Annotated in this window: 22 protein-coding genes and 1 pseudogene; 7 read left to right on the plus strand and 16 right to left on the minus strand. The window is 67.3% G+C overall.

Going from position 1 to position 20,681, the window contains the following annotated elements:
• Nucleotides 1–94: 94 nt before the first annotated feature.
• The 5 genes and pseudogenes from J2X65_RS16945 to J2X65_RS16965 all read right to left on the minus strand — a co-directional run.
• Nucleotides 95–1,693: pseudogene (locus J2X65_RS16945) on the minus strand (conjugal transfer protein TrbE); the annotation flags it as partial.
• Between the two features lie 13 nt (nucleotides 1,694–1,706).
• Nucleotides 1,707–1,976: a VirB3 family type IV secretion system protein gene (locus J2X65_RS16950; protein WP_310203155.1), complete on the minus strand. Its 270-nt coding sequence runs from the start codon at nucleotides 1,974–1,976 to the stop codon at nucleotides 1,707–1,709.
• On the minus strand, nucleotides 1,976–2,308 hold the full coding sequence (locus J2X65_RS16955; protein ID WP_404977742.1) for a TrbC/VirB2 family protein: 333 nt from the start codon (nucleotides 2,306–2,308) through the stop codon (nucleotides 1,976–1,978). The genes J2X65_RS16950 and J2X65_RS16955 overlap by 1 nt, the downstream gene beginning before the upstream one ends.
• Entirely contained in the window at nucleotides 2,305–3,276 is a 972-nt protein-coding gene (gene trbB, locus J2X65_RS16960) for a P-type conjugative transfer ATPase TrbB (protein WP_310203157.1), read from the minus strand. Before trbB ends, J2X65_RS16955 begins: the two co-directional genes overlap by 4 nt.
• Before the next feature lie 175 nt (nucleotides 3,277–3,451).
• The gene (locus tag J2X65_RS16965) at nucleotides 3,452–4,351 is read right to left on the minus strand and encodes an HNH endonuclease (RefSeq protein WP_310203158.1); all 900 of its coding nucleotides are present in this window, start codon (nucleotides 4,349–4,351) and stop codon (nucleotides 3,452–3,454) included.
• A 208-nt stretch (nucleotides 4,352–4,559) separates the two neighbouring features.
• Here J2X65_RS16965 and J2X65_RS16970 point away from each other — a divergent pair, with 208 nt between their 5' ends.
• Nucleotides 4,560–5,675, plus strand: coding sequence for a Fic family protein (locus J2X65_RS16970; RefSeq protein ID WP_310203160.1), 1,116 nt, complete (start codon nucleotides 4,560–4,562; stop codon nucleotides 5,673–5,675).
• A gap of 241 nt (nucleotides 5,676–5,916) precedes the next feature.
• Here the strand turns inward: J2X65_RS16970 and J2X65_RS16975 are convergent, their stop codons facing one another.
• From J2X65_RS16975 to J2X65_RS16995, 5 genes are all read right to left on the minus strand, one after another.
• A complete protein-coding gene (locus J2X65_RS16975) occupies nucleotides 5,917–6,243 on the minus strand; it encodes an EamA family transporter (protein WP_310203162.1) in 327 nt (108 codons plus the stop codon).
• A gap of 101 nt (nucleotides 6,244–6,344) precedes the next feature.
• Nucleotides 6,345–7,139, minus strand: a complete 795-nt coding sequence (istB, locus tag J2X65_RS16980) for an IS21-like element helper ATPase IstB (RefSeq protein WP_310203164.1) — start codon at nucleotides 7,137–7,139, stop codon at nucleotides 6,345–6,347.
• Nucleotides 7,129–8,658 carry an IS21 family transposase gene (istA, locus tag J2X65_RS16985; RefSeq protein WP_310203166.1) on the minus strand — a complete coding sequence of 510 codons (1,530 nt, stop codon included), beginning with the start codon at nucleotides 8,656–8,658 and terminating at the stop codon, nucleotides 7,129–7,131. The genes istB and istA overlap by 11 nt, the downstream gene beginning before the upstream one ends.
• Before the next feature lie 276 nt (nucleotides 8,659–8,934).
• Nucleotides 8,935–9,438, minus strand: a complete 504-nt coding sequence (locus J2X65_RS16990) for a DNA N-6-adenine-methyltransferase (RefSeq protein WP_310203168.1) — start codon at nucleotides 9,436–9,438, stop codon at nucleotides 8,935–8,937.
• 55 nt (nucleotides 9,439–9,493) lie between these two features.
• Entirely contained in the window at nucleotides 9,494–10,585 is a 1,092-nt protein-coding gene (locus J2X65_RS16995; RefSeq protein ID WP_310203170.1) for a site-specific integrase, read from the minus strand.
• A 72-nt stretch (nucleotides 10,586–10,657) separates the two neighbouring features.
• On the opposite strand from J2X65_RS16995, the gene dusA reads away from it, so the two are divergent.
• Nucleotides 10,658–11,716 (plus strand): tRNA dihydrouridine(20/20a) synthase DusA, encoded by a 1,059-nt coding sequence (gene dusA / locus J2X65_RS17000; protein ID WP_310203173.1) that lies wholly within the window; start codon nucleotides 10,658–10,660, stop codon nucleotides 11,714–11,716.
• A complete protein-coding gene (locus J2X65_RS17005) occupies nucleotides 11,713–12,552 on the plus strand; it encodes a sulfite exporter TauE/SafE family protein (protein WP_310203175.1) in 840 nt (279 codons plus the stop codon). The genes dusA and J2X65_RS17005 overlap by 4 nt, the downstream gene beginning before the upstream one ends.
• 13 nt (nucleotides 12,553–12,565) lie before the next feature.
• On the opposite strand, the gene J2X65_RS17010 is transcribed toward J2X65_RS17005, so the two are convergent.
• Genes J2X65_RS17010 through bluB form a run of 4 tightly spaced genes read right to left on the minus strand, consistent with a single transcriptional unit; the run spans nucleotide 12,566 to nucleotide 14,942 of the window.
• On the minus strand, nucleotides 12,566–13,294 hold the full coding sequence (locus J2X65_RS17010; RefSeq protein ID WP_310203177.1) for a TIGR02281 family clan AA aspartic protease: 729 nt from the start codon (nucleotides 13,292–13,294) through the stop codon (nucleotides 12,566–12,568).
• The gene (locus J2X65_RS17015) at nucleotides 13,291–13,503 is read right to left on the minus strand and encodes a DUF1289 domain-containing protein (protein WP_310203179.1); all 213 of its coding nucleotides are present in this window, start codon (nucleotides 13,501–13,503) and stop codon (nucleotides 13,291–13,293) included. Before J2X65_RS17015 ends, J2X65_RS17010 begins: the two co-directional genes overlap by 4 nt.
• The gene (cobS, locus tag J2X65_RS17020; protein WP_310203181.1) at nucleotides 13,500–14,294 is read right to left on the minus strand and encodes an adenosylcobinamide-GDP ribazoletransferase; all 795 of its coding nucleotides are present in this window, start codon (nucleotides 14,292–14,294) and stop codon (nucleotides 13,500–13,502) included. Before cobS ends, J2X65_RS17015 begins: the two co-directional genes overlap by 4 nt.
• A gap of 15 nt (nucleotides 14,295–14,309) precedes the next feature.
• Complete coding sequence (bluB, locus tag J2X65_RS17025) at nucleotides 14,310–14,942, minus strand: 5,6-dimethylbenzimidazole synthase (protein WP_310203182.1); 633 nt, start codon at nucleotides 14,940–14,942, stop codon at nucleotides 14,310–14,312.
• 476 nt (nucleotides 14,943–15,418) lie between these two features.
• Between bluB and aroA the strand changes: the two genes are divergently transcribed.
• The 4 genes from aroA (at nucleotide 15,419) to J2X65_RS17045 (ending at nucleotide 19,155) form a co-directional block, all read left to right on the plus strand.
• On the plus strand, nucleotides 15,419–16,672 hold the full coding sequence (gene aroA, locus J2X65_RS17030) for a 3-phosphoshikimate 1-carboxyvinyltransferase (protein ID WP_310203184.1): 1,254 nt from the start codon (nucleotides 15,419–15,421) through the stop codon (nucleotides 16,670–16,672).
• A 185-nt stretch (nucleotides 16,673–16,857) separates the two neighbouring features.
• Nucleotides 16,858–17,880: a nicotinate-nucleotide--dimethylbenzimidazole phosphoribosyltransferase gene (gene cobT, locus J2X65_RS17035; protein ID WP_310203186.1), complete on the plus strand. Its 1,023-nt coding sequence runs from the start codon at nucleotides 16,858–16,860 to the stop codon at nucleotides 17,878–17,880.
• Nucleotides 17,881–17,885: 5 nt separating this feature from the next.
• Nucleotides 17,886–18,482 carry a thermonuclease family protein gene (locus J2X65_RS17040; protein WP_310203188.1) on the plus strand — a complete coding sequence of 199 codons (597 nt, stop codon included), beginning with the start codon at nucleotides 17,886–17,888 and terminating at the stop codon, nucleotides 18,480–18,482.
• Between the two features lie 31 nt (nucleotides 18,483–18,513).
• Nucleotides 18,514–19,155 (plus strand): uracil-DNA glycosylase family protein, encoded by a 642-nt coding sequence (locus tag J2X65_RS17045; RefSeq protein WP_310203189.1) that lies wholly within the window; start codon nucleotides 18,514–18,516, stop codon nucleotides 19,153–19,155.
• A 6-nt stretch (nucleotides 19,156–19,161) separates the two neighbouring features.
• Here J2X65_RS17045 and J2X65_RS17050 read toward each other — a convergent pair whose 3' ends face one another.
• Both J2X65_RS17050 and J2X65_RS17055 read right to left on the minus strand, forming a co-directional pair.
• Nucleotides 19,162–19,914, minus strand: coding sequence for an ABC transporter permease (locus J2X65_RS17050; protein ID WP_404977743.1), 753 nt, complete (start codon nucleotides 19,912–19,914; stop codon nucleotides 19,162–19,164).
• Nucleotides 19,914–20,633, minus strand: a complete 720-nt coding sequence (locus J2X65_RS17055) for an ABC transporter permease (RefSeq protein ID WP_310203191.1) — start codon at nucleotides 20,631–20,633, stop codon at nucleotides 19,914–19,916. Before J2X65_RS17055 ends, J2X65_RS17050 begins: the two co-directional genes overlap by 1 nt.
• Nucleotides 20,634–20,681: the final 48 nt, after the last annotated feature.

The following is a 20,681-nucleotide window of genomic DNA, read 5'->3' on the forward strand; positions in this document are numbered from 1 at the left end:
TCTCTTCAGGCTTATGCTTCTTCTGCGCCATGGCGCCATCCTCCAAAGGCCCGAAAGCCTACTTCACGGAGGACCACTTTCCAGGGAGCAGGCCAAGGATCGCGTTCAGCCAATCGGCGGCCCAGGCGCGTTCCTCCGGTTCGTCGATGCGCGCCAGCGGCTGGAGCGAAACGCTCTCCGCGCTCCCCTCGCTGAGCCCGCCGCCGAGATCGTGCCAGTCCCCGCCCATACCGAGTGCGGCGGCCCGGATTGAGCCGCCGAAGTCGAAAGCGAAGACTTGGGCTCTCGCATAGCGCCGGAACTGCAGCGCCATCAGCGCCATCAGCACGGACTTGCCCGCGCCGGTGGGGCCGACGACAAGGGTATGGCCGACATCGCCCACATGGAGGCAGAACCGGAATGGGGTCGAGCCCTCGGTCTTGCCGAATAGCAGCGGCGGTGCATCAAAATGCGCGTCGCGGCTCTCTCCGGCCCATACCGCCGAGAGCGGGATCATGTGCGCGAGATTGAGCGTCGAGATCGGCGGCTGGCGGACATTGGCGTAAGTCTGGCCCGGCAGAGATCCGAGCCAGGCATCGACCGCATTGATGGTCTCTGTCATCGCCGTGAAGTCGCGTCCCTGGATGACCTTCTCGACCCGCCGCAGCTTCTCGTCGGCGATGCGCGGATCGGCGTCCCACACCGTCACCGTCGCGGTGACATAGGCGATGCCGGCATGGTCCGCGCCGAGCTCCTGAAGCGCGAGGTCGGCATCTTCAGCCTTGTTGGCGGCATCGGAATCAACGAGGACGGAGGCCTCGTTGGTCATCACCTCCTTCAGGATGGCGGCGATGGATTTGCGCTTGGCGAACCATTGGCGGCGGATCCTGGTGAGCAGCCGGACGGCATCCGTCTTGTCGAGCAGGATCGCCCGGGTCGACCAGCGATAGGGAAAGGCCAGCCGGTTCAGCTCATCAAGCAGGCCGGGCGTCGTCACCGTGGGAAAGCCGGTGATGGTCAGCACCCGCAGATGCTGATCGCCAAGCCGGGGCTCCAGCCCGCCGGTGAGCGGTTGATCGGCGAGCAGGGCGTCGAGATAGATCGGCGTCTCCGGCACGCGGACACGGTGCCGGTGCGTCGAGACGCAGCTGTGCAGATAGGTCAGCGTCTCGCCGTCATCCAGCCAGCGGCATTCCGGCATGAAGGCATCGATAAGGTTGAGGAGCCGATTGGTTCGGTCGGCAAAGCCGCGCAACGTCTCATGGGGATCAAGGCCCGTCTGATCGCGGCCCTCATAGAGCCAGCCTTCGGTGCGCGCCGCATCTTCGGCCGGTGGAAGGAAGGTAAAGGTCAGAAAATAGCTCGACTCGAAATGACTGCAGGCCTCCTCGAAATCGGCCCTCCGCTCGGCATCGACCAAAGCGGAGGCGGCATCAGGGAAAGGGCTCGCCGGATAGGCCGTCGCGGCATGGCGCTGCGCCTCCACAAAGATCGCCCATCCCGAGCCAAGGCGACGAAAGGCGTTGTTCAGCCGTCCGGCGACCGCGACGAGTTCGACCGCCACGGCGCTGTCGAGGTCCGGCCCACGAAAACGCGCCGTGCGCTGAAACGAGCCGTCTTTGTTCAGCACGATGCCCGGCGCGACCAGTGCCGCCCAGGGCAGAAAATCGGCAAGGCGGCGGTTGCGGCTGCGATACTCAGTGAGGTTCATCATCATGGCACCCCGCTCAGACCGAGAGGTGCGCGGGGATGCGCAGATGCCGGCGCACCACATCGACGAAGAGCGGGTCGCGCTTTGCGGCCCACACCGCCGCGACATGGCCGATCACCCCGATAGCGAGGCCGACCAGCCAGAGGCGCAGGCCGAGACCTACGGCCCCGGCGAGCGTGCCATTGACGATGGCGATGGCGCGCGGCGCGCCACCGAGCAGGATCGGCTCCGTCAGCGCCCGGTGGACCGGAACGCTGAAGCCGGCGACCTCAATCGGCTCGGCCATCAGACGAGCGCTCCGCCGCCGAAGGAGAAGAAGGACAGGAAGAAGCTCGAGGCGGCGAAGGCGATCGACAGGCCGAACACGATCTGGATCAGCCGCCGGAAGCCTCCCGACGTGTCTCCGAAGGCCAGCGCCAGCCCGGTCGAGATGATGACAATGACGGCGATGATCTTGGCGACGGGGCCTTCGATCGATTGAAGGATGGATTGCAGCGGCGCCTCCCACGGCATTGAGGAACCGGAGGCATGGGCGCTGGCCATGGCCATCAGGCTGATGCAGGTGGCAGACGCGGCCATCCGGGCGGCGCTACGGGCGCGATGGAACGATCGGATCATGAGGGATCTCCGGTGAAGGCAGGGGTGATGCGGTAGTCGCCGTCAGGACCAAGGCCCTCGACACGGTCGAGTTCGGTGATCCGGCGTGCGGCGCCGCGGCCGGAGAGCACGGCCACGAGATTGATGGTCTCGGCGATCAGCGCGCGCGGGACGGTGACGACGGCTTCCTGGATGAGCTGCTCCATCCGGCGCAGGGCGCCGAGCGCGCTGCCGGCATGGATGGTGCCGATGCCACCTGGATGGCCGGTGCCCCAGGCCTTGAGGAGGTCGAGCGCCTCCGCGCCGCGCACCTCGCCGATGGGGATGCGGTCGGGACGCAGCCGCAGCGCCGAACGAACAAGCTCGGACAGCGAGGCGACGCCGTCTTTGGTGCGCAGGGCGACGAGGTTCGGCGCCGCGCATTGCAGCTCGCGCGTATCCTCGATGAGGACGACGCGATCGGAGGTCTTCGCGACCTCGGCGAGCAGCGCATTGGTCAGCGTGGTCTTGCCCGTCGATGTGCCGCCGGCCACCAGGATGTTGGCGCGAGAGGCAACACCCTGGCGTAAAGCGTCGGCTTGTCCGGCTGACATGATCCCGGCGTGGACATAGTCCTCGAGCGTGAACACCGCGACGGCGGGCTTACGGATGGCAAATGTCGGGGCCGCCACGACCGGCGGCAGCAGTCCCTCGAAACGTTCTCCCGTCTCAGGTAACTCGGCAGAAACACGCGGGGCGCCCGCATGAACCTCGGCGCCGACATGATGCGCGACGAGCCGAACAATGCGCTCGCCGTCAGCGGGCAAGAGCCGCCCACCCGTGTCGGACAGTCCCTCCGAGAGACGGTCGATCCACAGCCGCCCGTCCGGATTCAGCATCACCTCAACGACGGCTGGGTCTTCCAGATGCCGGGCGATCGCCGGCCCCAGCGCCGTGCGCAGCATCCGCGCGCCGCGGGCAAAACCCTGATGATGATGTGCTGCCGCCATGCGAACCCCGACGTGCCGGGCTCATGACGATCTCATCCCGGGTGGGGATGATTAAAAGAGCCCGATATTGGGCCGGTTCAACAGGATTCCATCCACGTCGCACCGTGGCGTGCAATGACAGGCGAACGGCGGAACTGCTTTGCGGTGATGGGAAGCGGCATAGGGAGCCTCCGCCTCACGGCTTGAAACAATGCTCCCTGTGCCAGCGCAGGAAATGAGGATGGGGTCGCTCGATCAACCTGCGTGGCGCGATGGCGCGGCCGTCTTTATTGATGAAGGCGCGCACGCCGTCGGGATCGTTGGTTTGCCGGGAAATGAGGATGTCCAGATCATCCGAGAGGCTGATCAGTCCGCGATCGAACATCCAGTGCGCCGTGCCAGAAAGCGCCAACCCGTTGCTGACGATGTCGGGGCCACCCGCTTCGACAGGCCGGATATGCGCTGCGGCCACCTCGGCACGCCCGCCACCATTGATCAGTTTGAGCCCGCTGATGGCACAGCGCTCGTCATAGGCGCGCAGCACGACGCGCCGAAAAATGCGGTCGCGGACGATGCGAGAGGACAGAGTGTCGACGCGCTCGCGGGGCTGCTCGAACGTGAATGGCGCCTGTTCTTCTTCAAAGCCTGAGAGGGACGCACCCGCCTCGACGCGGGGCAGCAGCGGCTCGCTGTCATTCAGCCCGAGAGTGACGATCCGGTTGAAATCGTCCCGCGAGAGTGGACGCACGGCGGCTTGCGCACGCCCTGAAATGCGCCCGTCCGCGTTCAGCACACCGCGTTCGACCACGCCATCCGCATCGGTGAACGGCACCGGGCTGGCAAAATCCAGATAGCTGCCCGGTTCGATGAGGGCGAGATACATGCCTGGAGCGGTGGGATCGGGAACGACGCGCTGGACCCTAGCGATCGCGAAATAGCCGCGGGTCTCCGCCACTTTCCGGGGTTCGTAATAAACGATCCAGTCGCCGACGCAGGCCTCGACGCGTCCCAGATATGGGCGCGGGAACTGATACCGTACAGCCGGGCTGTCGTCATAGATCGAGTCCGAGCGGTGAATGAAGACGCCGAATCCCATGTGCAATCCCTGATCCCCATTCGATCGTATCGCAGATTGGAAAGCACTCGGCAGCAGGTGGACCTTTCACCCCTTGGTCCCGCGCGTCACGTTATCGACCCGGCATCACGCTCTCAGTTCTCCTTCGCACTACCGTGAGCGATAGGACGGCTATCTATCAATCACGTATCCGCTATTATGTGAGCTATAGCGGGAGACCCTATCGCTCATGGTGTGGAACTGGACGCAGCCCGGCTGGCCGCATTTTGCCTATGATCCGGTTGCCCTCGAACCGCTGGAGCGGCGGTTCCTGCTGCTCACCGGCGAGGTGATGGGTGCGGTCCGGCATGTCAGCGAGGGCGAGCGGGACCTGCTGCGGATCGAACTTCTCAGCGACGAGGCGGTCAAGACCAGCGCGATCGAAGGGGAGACACTGGATCGCCTCAGCGTGCAATCCTCCCTGCGCCGTCAGCTCGGCCTCGACACCAACAATCGCAACGTGAAGCCGAAAGAGCGTGGCATCGCGGAGATGATGGTCGATCTCTATCGGAGCTGGGCGGATCCCCTTGACGCTGACGCGCTGTTCCGCTGGCACCGCATGCTGATGGCCGACAGTCGGCATCTGGAGACGATCGGCGGCTACCGTCGCCATGAAGACGCGATGCAGATCGTGTCTGGCCGGCAGGATCGGCCGACCGTGCATTTCGAGGCGCCGCCATCCTCCCGGGTTCCGGAAGAGATGGCCGCCTATCTCGCCTGGTTCAATGGCTCGGCCCCGGACGGTGAGACGCCCTTGCCGGCACTCACCCGGGCCGGGATTGGGCATCTTTATTTCGAGAGTATCCACCCTTTCGAGGATGGCAATGGCCGTATCGGTCGAACGCTCGCGGAAAAGTCCCTATCCCAGAACATTGGCCAGCCCACGCTGATCGCGCTCGCCCATACCATCGAGCAGCATCGCAAGGCCTATTACGATCAACTCGAGGTCCATCAGCGGACGCTCGATGTCACGGGCTGGCTGGTCTATTTCGCGGAAGCGATCATCGCGGCCCAACAGACGACGCTCGATCGCGTCGCCTTCCACATCGCCAAGGCGCATTTTTACGATCGCTTCCGCGACAAGATGAACGAACGGCAGGAGAAGGTGATCGCCCGCCTGTTCCGCGAGGGCCCCGGCGGCTTCAAGGGAGGCCTGAGCGCGGAGAACTACCTCGCCATCACCGGCACCTCACGCCCCACCGCCACACGCGACCTACACGATCTGGTGGAACAAGGCGCCCTGACGCGAACCGGAGAACGCCGATACACGCGCTACCACCTGAACTTGCAGGGTGCGGCTGGATAGTTGTGGGGCGGCAACGTCAGTGGCGCAACCGTTTTGTCCTTTCGATCGCCCAGGGGGCATCCACTTCAACCTGTAGGATGCGCCATAAGCGGAAGGCCGCTGCGGCTATCACGAATAGCCGGTTTGGGGCCGGGAGCAGACGGGGCCGGTTTTGGCTGCCGCTGTCTAGATAGCCGCCATTCCGCAGCCGACCCCATTCCAGACGATCCGGCAGAGCGGATCGCCGCCCGGAAGGAGACAATCAGCTTGCGGACAGGAGGATGACGCCCCCGATAAGAATAGCGCAACCTGCCAGCCGCAACGGACCAACCGTCTCCCGCAGGATCAGCATGCCCATCAGCGCCCCCACCATCATCGACATCTCGCGCATCGGCGCGACGAGGCTGAGCGGAGCGCCTGTCGTGAGGGCCGCGAGGACGAGGATGTAGGAGAGCGGAGACAGGAGGCCGACGCCGATCGCGATCCACCAATAGCCACGCATTCGCCGGAAGGCGCGGTTCGGGTTCGTTAGGACCAGCGGCAGGAGCATGAAGAAGCGCAGAAGGTTAGAGAACCAGTCGAGGACCACGGGAGCGATACCGAGCGCCTTGACTGCATAGTGTTGATTTCCGTTGAGAAGTGACCCTGGATTTCCACTGAGAAGTGACCCGGGCTGATAGTTGTCTTGGGTCAGGTGGCGGTCAAGTTTCGTGGCTTCTCCCTGGTCGGTTTAGGTGGCTTTGCCGAGCTGCTCTTGAAGCGGAAGCTGTCATTGCCGGTCTCCAGGATATGGCAGTGATGGGTGAGCCGGTCGAGCAGGGCCGTGGTCATCTTGGCGTCACCGAAGACGGTCGCCCATTCGGAGAAGCTGAGATTGGTGGTGATGACCACGCTGGTGCGCTCATAGAGCTTGCTCAGCAGGTGGAACAGCAAGGCGCCGCCCGAGGTGCTGAACGGCAGGTAGCCGAGCTCATCGAGGATGACGAGGTCGGCATGGACGAGCCGGCCGGCGATCTGGCCGGCCTTTCCCTGCGCCTTTTCCTGTTCGAGGGCGTTGACGAGCTCGACAGTGGAGAAGAAGCGGACCCGCCTGTGATGATGCTCGACGGCGTGGACGCCGAGAGCCGTGGCGATGTGGGTCTTGCCGGTACCGGGACCGCCGACCAGGACGACGTTGTGCGCGTCGTCGAGGAACTCGCAGCGATGGAGCTGGCGCACGAGCGCCTCGTTGACCTCGCTGCTGGCGAAGTCGAAGCCGGCGAGGTCGCGATAGGCCGGGAAGCGGGCGGCCTTGAGTTGGTAGGCGGTCGAGCGCACCTCCCGCTCGGCGGTTTCGGCCTTCAAGAGTTGCGAGAGGATCGGCATGGCGGTCTCGAAGGCGGGAGACCCCTGTTCGGTGAGTTCGGCGACGGCTTGCGCCATGCCGTGCATCTTGAGACTTCGCAGCATGATGACGAGAGCTCCGCTGGCCGGATCATGACGCATGGCGCGCCTCCCTGGCCCGGCGCAGGGCGTCATAGCGTTCCACATTGGCCTGAGGCTCGGTGGTCAGCGTGAGGGCGGCAGGAGCCGGGATCGTTGGTGAGCTCAGCGGTGTGCCGTCGATCAGGCGGTGCAGCAGATTGATGATGTGGGTCTTGGTCGGCACGCTGGCCTGCAAGGCGAGTTCGACGGCAGTGAGCACGACTTGCTCGTCATGCTGGAGGACCAGGGACAGGATCTCCACCATCTCGCGGTCACCGCCCGGCCGCTTGAGCAGATGCTGCTGTAAGGATCGAAACGCCGGCGGCATCTCGGCGAAGGGCGCGCCGTTGCGCAGGGCGCCGGGCTTGCGCTGGACCACGGCCAGATAATGGCGCCAGTCATAGACGGTGCGGCTCTGGCGATCATGGGAGCGAGCGAACACTCGACCATGCTCACAGATCGCCTGTCCCTCGGCGACGACGACGATCCGGTCGGGATAGACCCGCAAGCTCACCGGGCGGTTGGCGAAGGAGGCCGGCACGCTGTAGCGATTGCGCTCGAGATGGATGAGGCAGGTTGGGGAAACACGCTTGGCGTGCTCGACGAAGCCGTCGAACGGCCGCGGCACCGGCATCAGGTGGCGGATCTCCTCAGCCCACACATCGGCGATCGAGCCGGGTTGCGCGCCGTGCTCGATCTGTGTCCATAGCTCCTGGCACCGGGTCTCCAGCCACTCGTTCAAGGCTTCCAGCGAGGGGACGTTCGGCAGGGGTTGCCAGAGCCGATGACGGGCATCCTGTACGTTCTTCTCGATCTGACCCTTCTCCCAGCCGGAGGCCGGGTTGCAGAACTCTGCCTCGAACAGGAAGTGGCTCACCATGGCCGAGAAGCGGATGTTGACTTGGCGCTCCTTGCCGCGGCCAACCTTGTCGACGGCCCCCTTCATGTTGTCGTAGATGCCCCGCCGCGGCACGCCGCCCAGCACCCGGAAGGCGTGGTTATGGGCATCGAACAGCATCTCGTGGGTCTGCAGCAGGTAGGCTCGCAGCGTGAAGGCGCGGCTGTAGGAAAGCTTCACATGAGCGACCTGCAGCTTGGTGCGCTCGCCGGCGATGATCGCCCAGTCCTCCGACCAGTCGAACTGGAACGCCTCGCCTGGCACAAAGGCCAGTGGCACGAAGGTGCCGCGGCCGCTGGTCTGCTGCTCGCGCAACCGGGCTGCCTTCCAGTCGCGGGCGAAGGCCGCGACCCGATTGTACGAACCCTCATAGCCCAGCGTCACCAGATCGGCGTGCAGCTGTTTGACCGTGCGCTTGTGCTTGCGCGACTTGCCGCTCTCGACCCGCAGCATCGCCGCCAGCTTGTCGGCATAGGGATCGAGCTTGCTCGGCCGGTCGGGGACGTGAAACCGGGGTTCGACGCTGTCCGCCCGCAGGTACTTGCGCACGGTGTTCCGTGAGAGGCCGGTGCGGCGGGATATCTCCCGGATCGAGCAACGATCCCGATGATGCCAGCGCCGGATGACGCTCAATAACTCCATGTCGATCACTCCGCTGTCCCCCGCGTGTGCCGCGTGAGACGTGGTGAAAACATGGGTCACTTCTCGATGGAAAAATCCCCGCCTGTCGGGTCAGATCTCAGTGGAAATCAACAGTCTGCCCAATCGGCGCCCAAGCCGGCGATAATCCTGGATTCCGCAAGCCCGCGATCTTCCAGCGAGGCGCCAGCGAACATTTCGTCAAAGCAAGAGAGCCGATGCCAATCGCCATCGCGCATAAGCACCAGCACCCGGCGCTGCCTAGTTGTCATCTTGAACTCACCGCTCATCGGGGCGCCCCGTGGTGAGGGGCTTTGCGAGAATTCCGAGCCCGCTCGTCGCGGCGGCTATTAGCGCGGACGTCGCTCGCTCGCCCGCTGCGAACAGTGCAGTCCCGTTCGATGGCGACCTGCCTAACGACCCATCCGGGCGGTAGAATTTCTGCTTAGGCGTAAACAGCACCGCATCCGCCCGCGTCCACGCCTCGCGAAACCAAGGCGCCGACGTCCGATCCGGCGTCAGGGCGATGCCATTGCCATGGGCGAAAAACTTGCGCAGCCACGGCTCAAGCCCGTTTCGACCGCCAAACGGCGGATTCATCCAGACGAAGCCATGCCATTCCTGCGACAGGCTGTCCGACGTGATGAACCGATCAGCCGGCACGAATGTCTCAATGCCAGCCGGGGCGGCCACGTCTAGGTCGAACCGCTCACCTAGCGCCGTGAAGATATGGGGCGGCGTGAACCACTCTTCCGAGCGTCCGGGCGTGTCCCAGTAGCTCACAGCCCCACCTCCACCAGATCGCTGCCATTGAAGGGGGAGGGGGACATTCCAAGTGTCATGTCGGCTTCTCCATTGGAGAGGTGACGATAGGGAGCCACTTCCAGCCGGCGTATTTGTCGCCGCTCTCACGGATGTGGGTGTAACGCTGAAGCGATTGCCATGAGCGATGCCCGGACACGCTGGCGGCTTGAGGGATCGTCCAGCCCATTTCAAACAGCCGGGACACTCCCTCATGGCGCAGGTCGTGGAAATGCAGATCATCAATGCCAAGCGTGTGCCCGGCTCGCGTGAACGCTGCCCCGATGGCATCCGGGGTATAGGGAAATATCGCCGGCTTGGTTCGGGGCATCGCGAGGATGATTTGAAGTGCCTCGGGAGGCAGATCCACCCTCACGTCGTTCCCGACTTTCTGGCCGGGGTGCTTCATGTCGCGCACGATCACTCTGCTGTGCGTGATATCTAGGTCGTCCCATCGAATGCGTGAAATCTCGTCCATGCGACGGGTGGAGTAGAGCGCGAACGCGATGATGCGGTGCATGGGGGCTGACGACGGTGCGCGCGCCTGTCTCTCGACGAAGTGCTGCATCACCAAATCGAGTTCAGGCAATGTCGGCCGGCGTTCGCGTTTCTCACTCTTCGATGTCGTACCAAGACGCCGGAGTACGACATGAGCATCCTTCATGGCGGACTGGCTAAGGTCGTAACGCCATGCCGGCTGAGCGATGGCGAAAACGGCGGCGAGGTGAGAGATGTAGTTGCCGACCGTCTGTGGCAGCCGGTCGTTGGCGAGCCCTTGCGCGAAGGCGACGATGTCGTCACTCCCGATGGTCGAGCATTTCATGTTCGCGATGTCATGCTCTTTGATCGCCTTGAGTACTTGGGCCTTGGTGCGGCCAATTCCCTTGGAGGATTCTGCGATGTACCTATCGATGGCGTCGCCAAGGGTGACGTCGTGTTTTTCCGCGCGCTGAATGCCGCCCGGCATATCAAGCTCGCTCTCGCGCTTCCTCAGCCACGCCTTGGCAGCCTGTTCGCGGTCAAAGGTCTTCGCCTCTCGATAAACGATGGCGCCCTTTTGCTTGCGGACGATCTGCGCTGTATATCCGGTCGTGCCGTCTTTGCGCTTGCGCGCGACGATGGTCCCCATGGTACGACATCCTCCCCTAGTGGTACGAAATTGTCGTACCAAGGGAGGAGAAACAAGCGGAAACGAGCCGGAATGGCCGCGAATGCGACGGCCGCCGACGTCGGCGGAACCATTGATATCGCTGGAAAGGCTAACCCCTTCAACAGTCATAGATTTTCCGTAGCGCCCATGATGGACTGGACGGATCGCCACTGCCGGGCGTTCCACCGCATGCTGTCGGCCCGAACGCTGCTCTATTCCGAGATGGTCACTGCCAATGCGGTGATCCATGGCGACCGCGAGCGGCTGATCGGCTTTTCTCCCATGGAGCATCCGCTGGCGCTGCAACTCGGCGGCTCGGATCCCGAGACGCTCGCGCGGGCGGCCGCCATCTGCGCCGAATGGGGCTATGACGAGATCAACCTCAATGTCGGCTGTCCCTCCGACCGGGTGCAGGGCGGCAATTTCGGCGCCTGCCTGATGCGCGAGCCGGCGCTGGTCGCCGCCTGCGTCGCGGCGATGAAGGCGGAGGTCGGCATTCCCGTCACCGTGAAATGCCGCATCGGCGTCGACGAGCAGGACCCGGAAGTCGCGCTCGACGCACTCGCCGACGCGGTGCTGGCGGCGGGGGCCAACACCCTCACTGTACATGCGCGCAAGGCGTGGCTGCAGGGCTTGTCGCCGAAGGAGAACCGCGACATTCCGCCGCTCGATTATGGCCGGGTTTACCGGCTGAAGCGGAGGCTGCCTCAGGTGCCGATCATCATCAATGGCGGCATCGGCTCGCTGGAAGAGGTGGACAAGCACCTCGCCCATGTCGACGGCGTCATGCTGGGACGCGCCGCCTATCAGCAGCCGGAGCTGCTGCTCACCGTCGATTCACGGCTGTTCGGCGGATCGGACGGGCATCCCAACGCCTTCGCCGCGGTGGAAGCTTTCGAGCCCTATATCGCGGCGCATCTCGAGGCGGGCGGCCGGCTGCACGACATCACCCGTCACATGCTTGGCCTGTTCACCGGCCGTCCGGGCGCTCGGGCCTATCGCCGGCGGCTCGCCATCGAGGGCGTGAAGCCGGAGGCGGGCCTCGACGTGCTGCGCGCGGCGGTGGACGAGGTGCGGCGGGCCGAGGAGCGGCGGGCACTGGTGGCATGATGATCGCTTCGCTCCTGCTCGACCAGATCCTCTGGCTGGTCGGCATTCTGGTTGTCGCCGGCTTCGCCACCGGCATTCTCGCCGGCCTGTTCGGCATCGGCGGCGGCGCCATCGTGGTCCCCGTGCTCTACGAGGTGTTCGGCGCCATCGGCGTGCCGGATGCCCTGCGCATGCATCTTGCCGTCGGCTCGGCGCTCGCCATCATCATGCCGACCGCCTTGCGCTCCTTCTTCGCCCATCGCTCGCGCACCAAGATCAATACCGAGGTGCTGCGGCAATGGGTGGTACCGCTGGTCGTGGGCGTGCTCGCCGGCACGGCGCTGGCGGCGGTCTCGCCGGACCGGGTGCTGCAACTGGCGTTCGTGGTGTTCGCGACGCTGATGTCGATCCGCCTGCTGTTCGCGCGCGACAGCTGGGTCCTGGCCGACCAACTGCCCGGTCCCTGGCCGATGCGGGCCTATGGCGTCTTCATCGGCGTCATCGCCTCGCTGGTCGGCATCAGCGGCGGCGGCATCGCCGTGGCGATCCTGTCGCTCTACCGCGTGCCGATCCACACCGCCATTGCGACCTCCTCCGGGCTCGGGGCGCTGATCGCGGTGCCGGGCGTGATCGGCTATGTGCTGGGCGGCTGGCCGCATCTGGCCGAACTGCCGCCGCTCTCGCTGGGGTTCATCTCGATCCCCGGCGCGGTGCTGGTAGGGTCGATCGCCGTCCTGGCGGCGCCGCTCGGTGCCAAGCTGGCGCACCGCTTTACCAAGCGCCAGCTGGAAGTCGGCTTCGGCATCTATCTCGCGCTGATGGGGCTGCGCTTCCTGGTGGCACTGGCCACCGGCTGAGAAGACGATTTCCTCAGCGATCCAGCGCCTTGGCCCGCATCACCAGTTTCTCGCCGCGGATCTCGAAGCTGTCGAGCCGGGAGAGGAAGGTCATGCCGAGCAGGCTGTGCTTGAGCGTGCCGGGGCTGGCGATCAGCGCCGGTACCTGCCGCTCTTCGATGCTGCCGGCGATCGACACCCGGTCCAGCACCACGGCGGCGGCGCGGCCGCGACCATTGGCGGTATCGATGGGAATGTCGTAGCGCAGCAGCTCCATCGGCAGGCCGGCGGCCACCGCGTCTTCCGGCGTCAGCACGACGCTGGAGGCGCCGGTGTCGACCAGCATCGGGATGCGGTTGCCGTTGATCTCGACACGGATGTTGAAATCGCCGTCGCGGGCGCGGGCAACCTCGATCGCCGGGCTGGCATCATGGCCGATCGGCACCGCATAGCCGGGGGCGAGCTCGGCGAGCACGCGGTAGGCGACGCCATGGATTTCAAAGCGATAGGTGTAGCCGACGCCCAGCACGGCGAAGATGACCAGCCACAGGGCGGCGGCGCGCAGCGCATCGCCGAGGCGGCCGGCGAAAGCCGCCACTGCGCCGGCTCCGACCATCAGCGCCACCGCCGACAGGGCGACGAGGCGGGTGAGCTGGTTGGTGGTGAGGCCGGCGATGCCGCCGGCTTCGGCGTTCCACACGATCAGGCCGATGCCGGCGGCCAGGCCGAACACCACCACCCACATGAAGCGGTCGGCATTCATCGCCCGGACTCGTGGCGGTTCCCGCGGCGGCTCTGGCGGGCGAGGCGGTTCATGATCGCGCGTCGCGCGGTTTCGTCGAGGCTGGGCCAGGCGCCGATCTCCTCGAGCGTGCGCCCGCAGCCGACGCAATGGCGACCAGCGGCATCGAGTGCGCACACTCCGACACAGGGGGTAGAAACGAGGTTGGACATAGGAATCGGGCGGTTCATCCGATCGACCGCGCGAAGATAAGCGCCCCCAGAAGGAACGCAATCTCGACGGTCAATGCCGCCGCACCGGCGACGTCCCCCGTTTGCCCGCCAAATTTGGCCGACGCAAGGCGGACAACGCCGATCCACGCCACTATGGCGATGAGAAGACCCGCGAGAAACCCCATCCAACCCATTGCCAGCATAACGGAAACGGTGCAGATCACCAGTGTGGCGATCCCCGCCTTCCACAGTGTGGCGACTGCGGGGCGGCCGGCGCGGCCGGCTAGCCCTTCCGGCCGCGCGGAGGGCAAGGCACCGATCAGCCCCAGTGCCGCCAAGCGGGCGAGGGCCGAGGCGGCGACGAGGGCGCCGCCGGCACCGGCCCAGGAAAGAGCGGCGAGCCCCTCCAGCGCGCCGATGCGCAGCAGCGTCGCCAGCAGCAGCGCCACCGCGCCGAAAGTGCCGAGCCGGCTGTCGCGCATGATGGCGAGCCGGCGGGCACGATCCATTCCCCCCAGCCCGTCGGCGGTGTCGGCGAAGCCGTCCTCGTGCAGCGCCCCGGTGGCGAGCACGAGCGCGCCGACCGCCAGCGTCGCGGCGGGGAAGGGGGGCAGGATGGTGAGGGCAGTGAGGTGTACGATGACGCCGATCACGCCGACCAGAGCGCCGGCGAGCGGGAAGGCCGGGCCGAGCCGGTCGAGATCGGGCGGGCCGTCCTCCGGCTCCCAGGCGAAGCGCGGCACCGGCAGCCGGGTGAGGAAGCGCAGCGCGGCCGGAAGGTATATGAGTGCGGTCGGTCGAAAGGCCATGGGATCGGGGTTCGCTCAGCGCTCCAGCAGGACGTCGCCGGGCGGCAGGCGATGCTCCCAGCCGGCGCGCTCCAGCTCCGGCACATCGGAAGGCGCGCGCGGATAGCCTATGCACAGATAGGCGGTGAGCCGCCAGTGCCCGGGCACGTCGAGTGCCGCCGCCACCGCCGGCGCGTCGAGGATCGACACCCAGCCGAGGCCGAGACCGCGCGCGGTCGCCGCCAGCCACAGCGTGTGCACCGCCAGCACGGCGGAATAGCCGAGCGTCTCCGGCATGGTGGCGCGGCCGAGGCCGTGGCCGGTCCGGGTCTGGCTATCGACGAAGACGGCGACCTGCTCGGGCGCGTCGTCGAGCCCGGCGAGCTTGAGCCGGGCATAAAGGCCGGCGCGTGCCTCCGGCTGGGCCGCCAGCGCCGCGGCATTGCAGCCCGTGAAGATGGCGCGGATAGCGGCCCGCCGCTGCGGCGAGGCAACGCGCACGAAGCGCCAGGGCTGGCTGAGGCCGACGCTCGGCGCCTGGCAGGCCTGGCGAAGCAGGAGATCGAGAAGCCCCTCCGGCAGCGGCCGCGGCTCGAAATGCCGGACGTCCCGCCGCCAGAGGAACAGGCGATCGAGATCGTCGACGAAGGCGGGGGAAAAACTCGGCATCGGACTCCCGGCGGTGGCACGCCGGATTGCCGGCCGATCAGATGTGCGCGAGGCGGCGGCGGAAGAAAAGCCCTGCACGTTTCCTCCGGCGCCTGTCCGTGGATCGCGCGATGCCGACGCGCTTGGCGGCCGGGGGTGAGATCGGCGTTCATCCCCGGACCGCGTGAGCAGGGAGGCTACGGGCCGGCGCCGTCGAAAGGGGGCTGTTTGGCGTGTGGGGAGGACGAGGAGGGGCGATGTCCTCGCATCGCTCCAGCGTAAGAGCTTCAGCACCATCGAGGGCGGGAGTTCTGCGCGGATTCGCTTTCCCAACGATACCAAACGGGCGGAGAGGGCCGTGGCGCCGAGCGGCCTCGCTCTCCATATGCCGCATTCCGCTAGCGGGCGGACCGGCGGGCTGGATTGCCAAGATCGTCCGGGCTTCTTATGACCGCGGGCAACCGGCTCCGCCTCACACCGCAGTGGATCGTTCCGAGATGACGGACTTCGTCACCATCGTTCCCCCCGACCACCCGCTCAAGGGGCGTGTGGCGCCGCCGGGTTCCAAATCCATCACCAACCGGGCGTTGCTGCTCGCCGCCCTGGCGCAGGGCACCAGCCGGTTGACCGGGGCGCTGAAGAGCGACGACACGCGGCGCATGGTCGAGGCGCTGCGGGCGATGGGCGTCGTCATCGAGGAGCCGGATGCCACCTCCTTCGTCGTCACCGGCACCGGCCGGCTACAGGCTCCGGCGGCGCCGCTGTTCCTCGGCAATGCCGGCACCGCCACGCGCTTCCTAACCGCCGCCGCCGCGCTGGTCGAGGGCACCGTCGTCGTGACCGGCGATGCGCATATGCAGAAGCGGCCGATAGGGCCGCTGGTCGCCGCGCTGCGCAGCCTCGGCGTGGCCGCGGAGGCGCCGACCGGCTGCCCGCCCGTCACCATTCACGGCACTGGCGGCTTCGACGGCGAACGGGTGACCATCGATGCCGGCCTATCCAGCCAATATGTCTCGGCGCTGCTGATGCTGGCGCCGGGCGGGCGCCGGCCGGTGGAGGTGGCACTCAAGGGCGATGCCATCGGCGCGCGCGGCTATATCGACCTCACCTGCGCCGCCATGCGCCGCTTCGGCGCGCAGGTGGAGCAGAGGGACCTCGCGACCTGGGTGGTGCAGCCCGGCGCCTACCGGGCCACCGACCTGCATGTCGAGCCGGACGCCTCGGCGGCGACCTATCTGTGGGCGGCCGAGGTGCTGACCGGCGGTGCCATCGACATCGGCACCGCGCCGGAGGCCTTCACCCAGCCCGACGCCGCCGCCTATGCGGTGATCCGCCGGTTTCCCAACCTGCCGCCGGTGATCGACGGCTCGCAGATGCAGGACGCCGTGCCGACGCTCGCCGTGCTGGCCGCCTTCAACGCGACGCCGGTGCGCTTCACCGGCATCGCCAATCTGCGGGTGAAGGAATGCGACCGGGTCGCCGCCATGGCCACCGAGCTCTCGCGCCTGTCGCCGGGGCTGGCGGTGGAGGAGGGCGACGACCTGGTGGTGACGCCCGCCGCGCCGGAGCGGTTCGGCCCGGCCCGCATCGAGACCTATTCCGATCACCGCATCGCGATGAGCATGGCGCTGGCGGGCCTGCGCGTGCCCGGCGTGACCATTCTCGATCCCGGCTGCGTCGCCAAGACCTATCCCGACTACTGGCGCGACATGGCCGGCCTGGGCGTGGTGGTGGAGGACGGCGACGATTGATGCCGCCCGCCGGCCGGGCGGCACGCAGGGGAGCCACGCCGATTTATCGGTTGCCACCCGCGCGGCGAGGGGCTACCCCGCGCCTCGCATGAGCCGCCCGGCTCGCCCCGCTTCGAGAACATCTGCCGCTACCCCAGCCGATTCTGCCAGCCCATCCTGCCACGTCGACCGCCAGCGAGACCTCCATGCAGCGCACCGCCACCGGGCTTCCCTTCGACGACATCCGCAACCTGTTCTTCTCGCTGCCGGCGGCGGATGCCGAGGCGGAAGCGGCGGCGCGGGCGCGGCAGGGGCAACTGGTCAAGCCGCCGGGCGCGCTCGGACGGCTGGAGGAGATCGCGATCAAGATCGCCGGCTGGCAGGGGCGCGAGATCCCGCGCATCGACCGGCCGACCGTGGCGGTGTTCGCCGGCACCCACGGCGTCGCCAAGCGCGGTGTCTCGCCCTATCCCGCCGAGGTGACCAAGCAGATGGTCGCCACCTTCACCGACGGCAAGGCGGCGGTGAACCAGATCTGCGGCGTGTTCGGCGCCGGGCTCAGGGTGTTCGACCTCGCGCTGGACATCCCGACCCGCGATATCGTGGAAGAGGACGCGCTGACCGAGGCCGAATGCGCCGCCACCATGGCCTTCGGCATGGAGGCACTGGCCGGCGAGCCGGACCTGCTGTGCCTCGGCGAGATGGGCATCGGCAACACCACAGTGGCCGCCGCGCTCTATCTCGGTCTCTATGGCGGCACCGCCGCCGAGTGGGTCGGGCCCGGCACCGGCGCCACCGGCGCGGTGCTGGCCGCCAAGCTCGCCGCGGTGGAGGCGGCGGTGGCGCGCTGCGCCGGCCATCTCGACGATCCGCTGGAAGTGCTGCGCCGGCTCGGCGGACGCGAGCTTGCCGCCATGGCCGGCGCCATCCTCGCCGCCCGCATGCAGCGCGTGCCGGTGGTGCTCGACGGCTATGTGGTGACCGCCGCCGCCGCGGTGCTGCACGCGCTCGACCCGAGGGCGCTCGACCATTGCTTCGCCGGCCATGTCTCGGCCGAGCCGGCGCATGGACGGGTGCTGGAGCGGCTCGGCCTGAAGCCGCTGCTCGATCTCGGCATGCGGCTCGGCGAGGGCTCGGGCGCGGCGCTGTCCATCGGCGTGATCAAGGCGGCCATTGCCTGCCATGCCGGCATGGCGACCTTTGCGGAAGCCGGCGTGGCGGACGCCTGAGCCGGATGCGCGCTCCCGGCGGCCGCTGGCGCGCCCCGCTGCGTCCGGGCGGCGGATTTTCGCGGCGCCTGCCCGGTGGCGGACGGGTGCCGCCCCGGCGCTGGCGCCGCTCGACCTGGGTGGCGGTGCTCGTCGCGCTGGCGATGATCGCGCTCGCCCTGATAGCCGAGCGCATCGTGCCGCTGCTCGACGGCGCGGTACGGGTGGCCGATGGCGACAGCTTCGAGATCGGCGGCGAGCGGGTGCGGCTCGAGGGCATCGACGCGCCTGAGCTGCACCAGAGCTGCGGCGCGCCGGAGGCCCCCTGGCCCTGCGGCGAACGGGCGAGGCAGGCATTGCAGCAGGCGGTGGCGGCCGCCGGCAAGGACGGCGTGACGAGTGGCGTGACTTGTCGGCCCGTCGATGACGACCGCTATGGCCGCGCGGTCTCGATCTGCACGGCGGGTGGGCGCGATCTCGGCGCGCGGATGGTCCGCGAGGGCTGGGCGGTGGCGACCTCCTACGCCTATCGCAGCGAGGAGGCGGCGGCGCGGGCCGCCGGGCGGGGCATCTGGTCCGGTCCGTTCGAGCTGCCGGCGGATTTTCGCGCCCGGCAGCGGTGACACCAAGCCCGGCAGGGGCCATGTAGGGCGCATGGACGCTTCGCCTTCCCCCCTCGATGCGCTGCTTGCCGAGATCCGCGCCTGCCGCGCCTGTATCGAGCATCCGCGCGGAAAACCGCTGCCGCACGCGCCGCGCCCGGTACTGCATGTCGGGCCGTCGGCGCGGCTGCTCATCGCCTCGCAGGCGCCGGGGACCAAGGTGCATGCCTCCGGCCGCTCCTTCGACGACGCCTCCGGCGACCGGCTGCGCGACTGGCTCGGGCTCGACCGCGCAACCTTTTATGACGAGGCCCGCGTCGCCATCGCCGCCATGGGCTTCTGCTTTCCCGGCCAAGACGCCAAGGGCGGCGACCTGCCGCCGCGCCGGGAATGCGCGGCGCTGTGGCACGACAAGCTGTTCGCGGCGCGGGCGGCGTTCGACCTCGTCGTCGCGGTGGGCAGCGCCTCGCAGGCCTATCACCTGAAGCGGCTGGGACTGGCCCCCTACGCGGCGCTGAGCCTCACCGAGCGGGTGTCGCGCTGGCGTGAGATCTGGGACGCCCGCGAGGGCCCGCACCTGCTGCCGCTGCCGCACCCTTCCTGGCGCAACACCGGCTGGCTGAAGCGCCATCCGTGGTTCGAGGCCGAGCTGGTTCCGGTGCTGCGGGCCGAGGTGGCGCGGCTGGTGCGCTGAGGCGCCTCAGTGCGAGAGGGCGACGTGGCGGTTGAGCCGGCGCTCCAGTACGTCCCACACCCGGCGCACGATCTCGACCATCAGCAGGTACAGCACCGCCGCCCACAGATAGACCTCCATGTCGTAGGAGCGCGAAAAGGCGAGGCGGGTGACGCCCATCAGGTCGTAGACCGTGACCACCGAGGCGATGGCGCTCGACTTGATCATCAGCACCACCTCGTTGCCGAGCGGCCGCAGCCCGATGGCGTAGGCCTGCGGCAGGATGATGGTGCGGTAGACCTTGTAAGGCGACAGGCCGAGCGACTTGCCGCCTTCGCTCTGGCCGACCGGCAGGCTCTCGATGCCGCCGCGCAGGATCTCCGCCTGATAGGCGGCGGTGTTGAGGGTGAAGGTGAACACCGCGCAGTTGAAGGCGTCGCGGAAGAACCACCACAGGCCGATATCGGTGAAGAACTCGCGGAACTGGCCGGCGCCGTAATAGACCAGGAAGGTCTGGGCCAGCAGCGGCGTGCCGCGGAAGAAATACGAATAGCCGAAGGCGAGGCGGGAGGTGATCTTGCCGCCGCTGACGCGGGCGATGGCGAGCGGCAGCGCCAGCAGCGCGCCGAACACCATCGACAGCCCGACCAGTTCAAGCGTCACCCCCACGCCCTGCAGGAAGCGCAGGCCATAGCGGTCCATCAGATCGGCATTGAGGCCGACGAAGCCCATCAGCGCGAGAAAACCCTGGCCGATGGGCGTGAGCAGCGCGTCCAGCATCATTTCGCTCCCGCCCGCTTGAGGCCGCGGCTGGCGCGGGCTTCGGCGCGGGTCAGCACCAGACTGGAGAGGATGGAGAAGCCGAGATAGATGAGGCACGCCACCAGATAGAAGAAGAAGGGCTGCTTGGTGACGCCCACCGCGATCGCGGTCTGCCGCATCAGATCGTTGATGGCGATGACCGAGACCAGCGAGGTGTCCTTCATCAGCACCATCCAGTTGTTGGACAGGCCGGGCAGCGCGACGCGCCACAGCTGCGGGAACACCACGAAGCGGAACGCCTGCCATTTCGGCAGGCCGAGGGCAAAGGCGGCTTCCTTCTGCCCGCGCGGCACCGCCTTCAGCGCGGCATAGAACACCTCCGACGAAAAGGCGGCGAGCACCAGGCCGAGCGCCAGCACCCCGGCAAGGAACTGGTTCACTTCCACCGTGGCGCCGGGCGAGACATAGCCGGCGAGGCGGGTGAGCAGCATCTGTCCACCATAATAGACGATGAACAGAGTCAGCAGTTCCGGCAGGCCACGGAACACGGTGGTGAACACATTGGCCGCGGTCCGGGCGATCGGCGAGGGCGCATCCTTGCCGAGGGCGACGAGCAGCCCGAGCGCGAGGCCGAAGGGCAGGGTGGACAGCGCCAGCTCGATGGTGAGCAGGGCACCGCGGGCGATCTCGTCGCCCCAGCCGCCCGGTCCGAAGGAAAGCAGGGTGAGGAATTCCATCCCGGGATCAGCGCTCCGCTAGCGGGCCGGTGGTGTCGCCTTGCCGGT

It is taken from the genome of Ancylobacter sp. 3268, from assembly GCF_031456575.1.
GTDB lineage: Bacteria > Pseudomonadota > Alphaproteobacteria > Rhizobiales > Xanthobacteraceae > Ancylobacter.

What these genes read in the sequence shown, in the direction of transcription:
- J2X65_RS16950 (WP_310203155.1), bottom strand. Translation starts at nt 1,976, where the DNA reads ATGGCCGAGCCGATTGAGGTCGCCGGCTTCAGCGTTCCGGTCCACCGG.
- J2X65_RS16955 (WP_404977742.1), bottom strand. Translation starts at nt 2,308, where the DNA reads ATGATCCGATCGTTCCATCGCGCCCGTAGCGCCGCCCGGATGGCCGCG.
- trbB (WP_310203157.1), bottom strand. Translation starts at nt 3,276, where the DNA reads ATGGCGGCAGCACATCATCATCAGGGTTTTGCCCGCGGCGCGCGGATG.
- J2X65_RS16965 (WP_310203158.1), bottom strand. Translation starts at nt 4,351, where the DNA reads ATGGGATTCGGCGTCTTCATTCACCGCTCGGACTCGATCTATGACGAC.
- J2X65_RS16970 (WP_310203160.1), top strand. Translation starts at nt 4,560, where the DNA reads ATGGTGTGGAACTGGACGCAGCCCGGCTGGCCGCATTTTGCCTATGAT.
- istB (WP_310203164.1), bottom strand. Translation starts at nt 7,139, where the DNA reads ATGCGTCATGATCCGGCCAGCGGAGCTCTCGTCATCATGCTGCGAAGT.
- istA (WP_310203166.1), bottom strand. Translation starts at nt 8,658, where the DNA reads ATGGAGTTATTGAGCGTCATCCGGCGCTGGCATCATCGGGATCGTTGC.
- J2X65_RS16995 (WP_310203170.1), bottom strand. Translation starts at nt 10,585, where the DNA reads ATGGGGACCATCGTCGCGCGCAAGCGCAAAGACGGCACGACCGGATAT.
- dusA (WP_310203173.1), top strand. Translation starts at nt 10,658, where the DNA reads ATGGCCGCGAATGCGACGGCCGCCGACGTCGGCGGAACCATTGATATC.
- J2X65_RS17005 (WP_310203175.1), top strand. Translation starts at nt 11,713, where the DNA reads ATGATGATCGCTTCGCTCCTGCTCGACCAGATCCTCTGGCTGGTCGGC.
- J2X65_RS17010 (WP_310203177.1), bottom strand. Translation starts at nt 13,294, where the DNA reads ATGAATGCCGACCGCTTCATGTGGGTGGTGGTGTTCGGCCTGGCCGCC.
- J2X65_RS17015 (WP_310203179.1), bottom strand. Translation starts at nt 13,503, where the DNA reads ATGAACCGCCCGATTCCTATGTCCAACCTCGTTTCTACCCCCTGTGTC.
- cobS (WP_310203181.1), bottom strand. Translation starts at nt 14,294, where the DNA reads ATGGCCTTTCGACCGACCGCACTCATATACCTTCCGGCCGCGCTGCGC.
- bluB (WP_310203182.1), bottom strand. Translation starts at nt 14,942, where the DNA reads ATGCCGAGTTTTTCCCCCGCCTTCGTCGACGATCTCGATCGCCTGTTC.
- aroA (WP_310203184.1), top strand. Translation starts at nt 15,419, where the DNA reads ATGACGGACTTCGTCACCATCGTTCCCCCCGACCACCCGCTCAAGGGG.
- cobT (WP_310203186.1), top strand. Translation starts at nt 16,858, where the DNA reads ATGCAGCGCACCGCCACCGGGCTTCCCTTCGACGACATCCGCAACCTG.
- J2X65_RS17040 (WP_310203188.1), top strand. Translation starts at nt 17,886, where the DNA reads ATGCGCGCTCCCGGCGGCCGCTGGCGCGCCCCGCTGCGTCCGGGCGGC.
- J2X65_RS17045 (WP_310203189.1), top strand. Translation starts at nt 18,514, where the DNA reads ATGGACGCTTCGCCTTCCCCCCTCGATGCGCTGCTTGCCGAGATCCGC.
- J2X65_RS17050 (WP_404977743.1), bottom strand. Translation starts at nt 19,914, where the DNA reads ATGCTGGACGCGCTGCTCACGCCCATCGGCCAGGGTTTTCTCGCGCTG.
- J2X65_RS17055 (WP_310203191.1), bottom strand. Translation starts at nt 20,633, where the DNA reads ATGGAATTCCTCACCCTGCTTTCCTTCGGACCGGGCGGCTGGGGCGAC.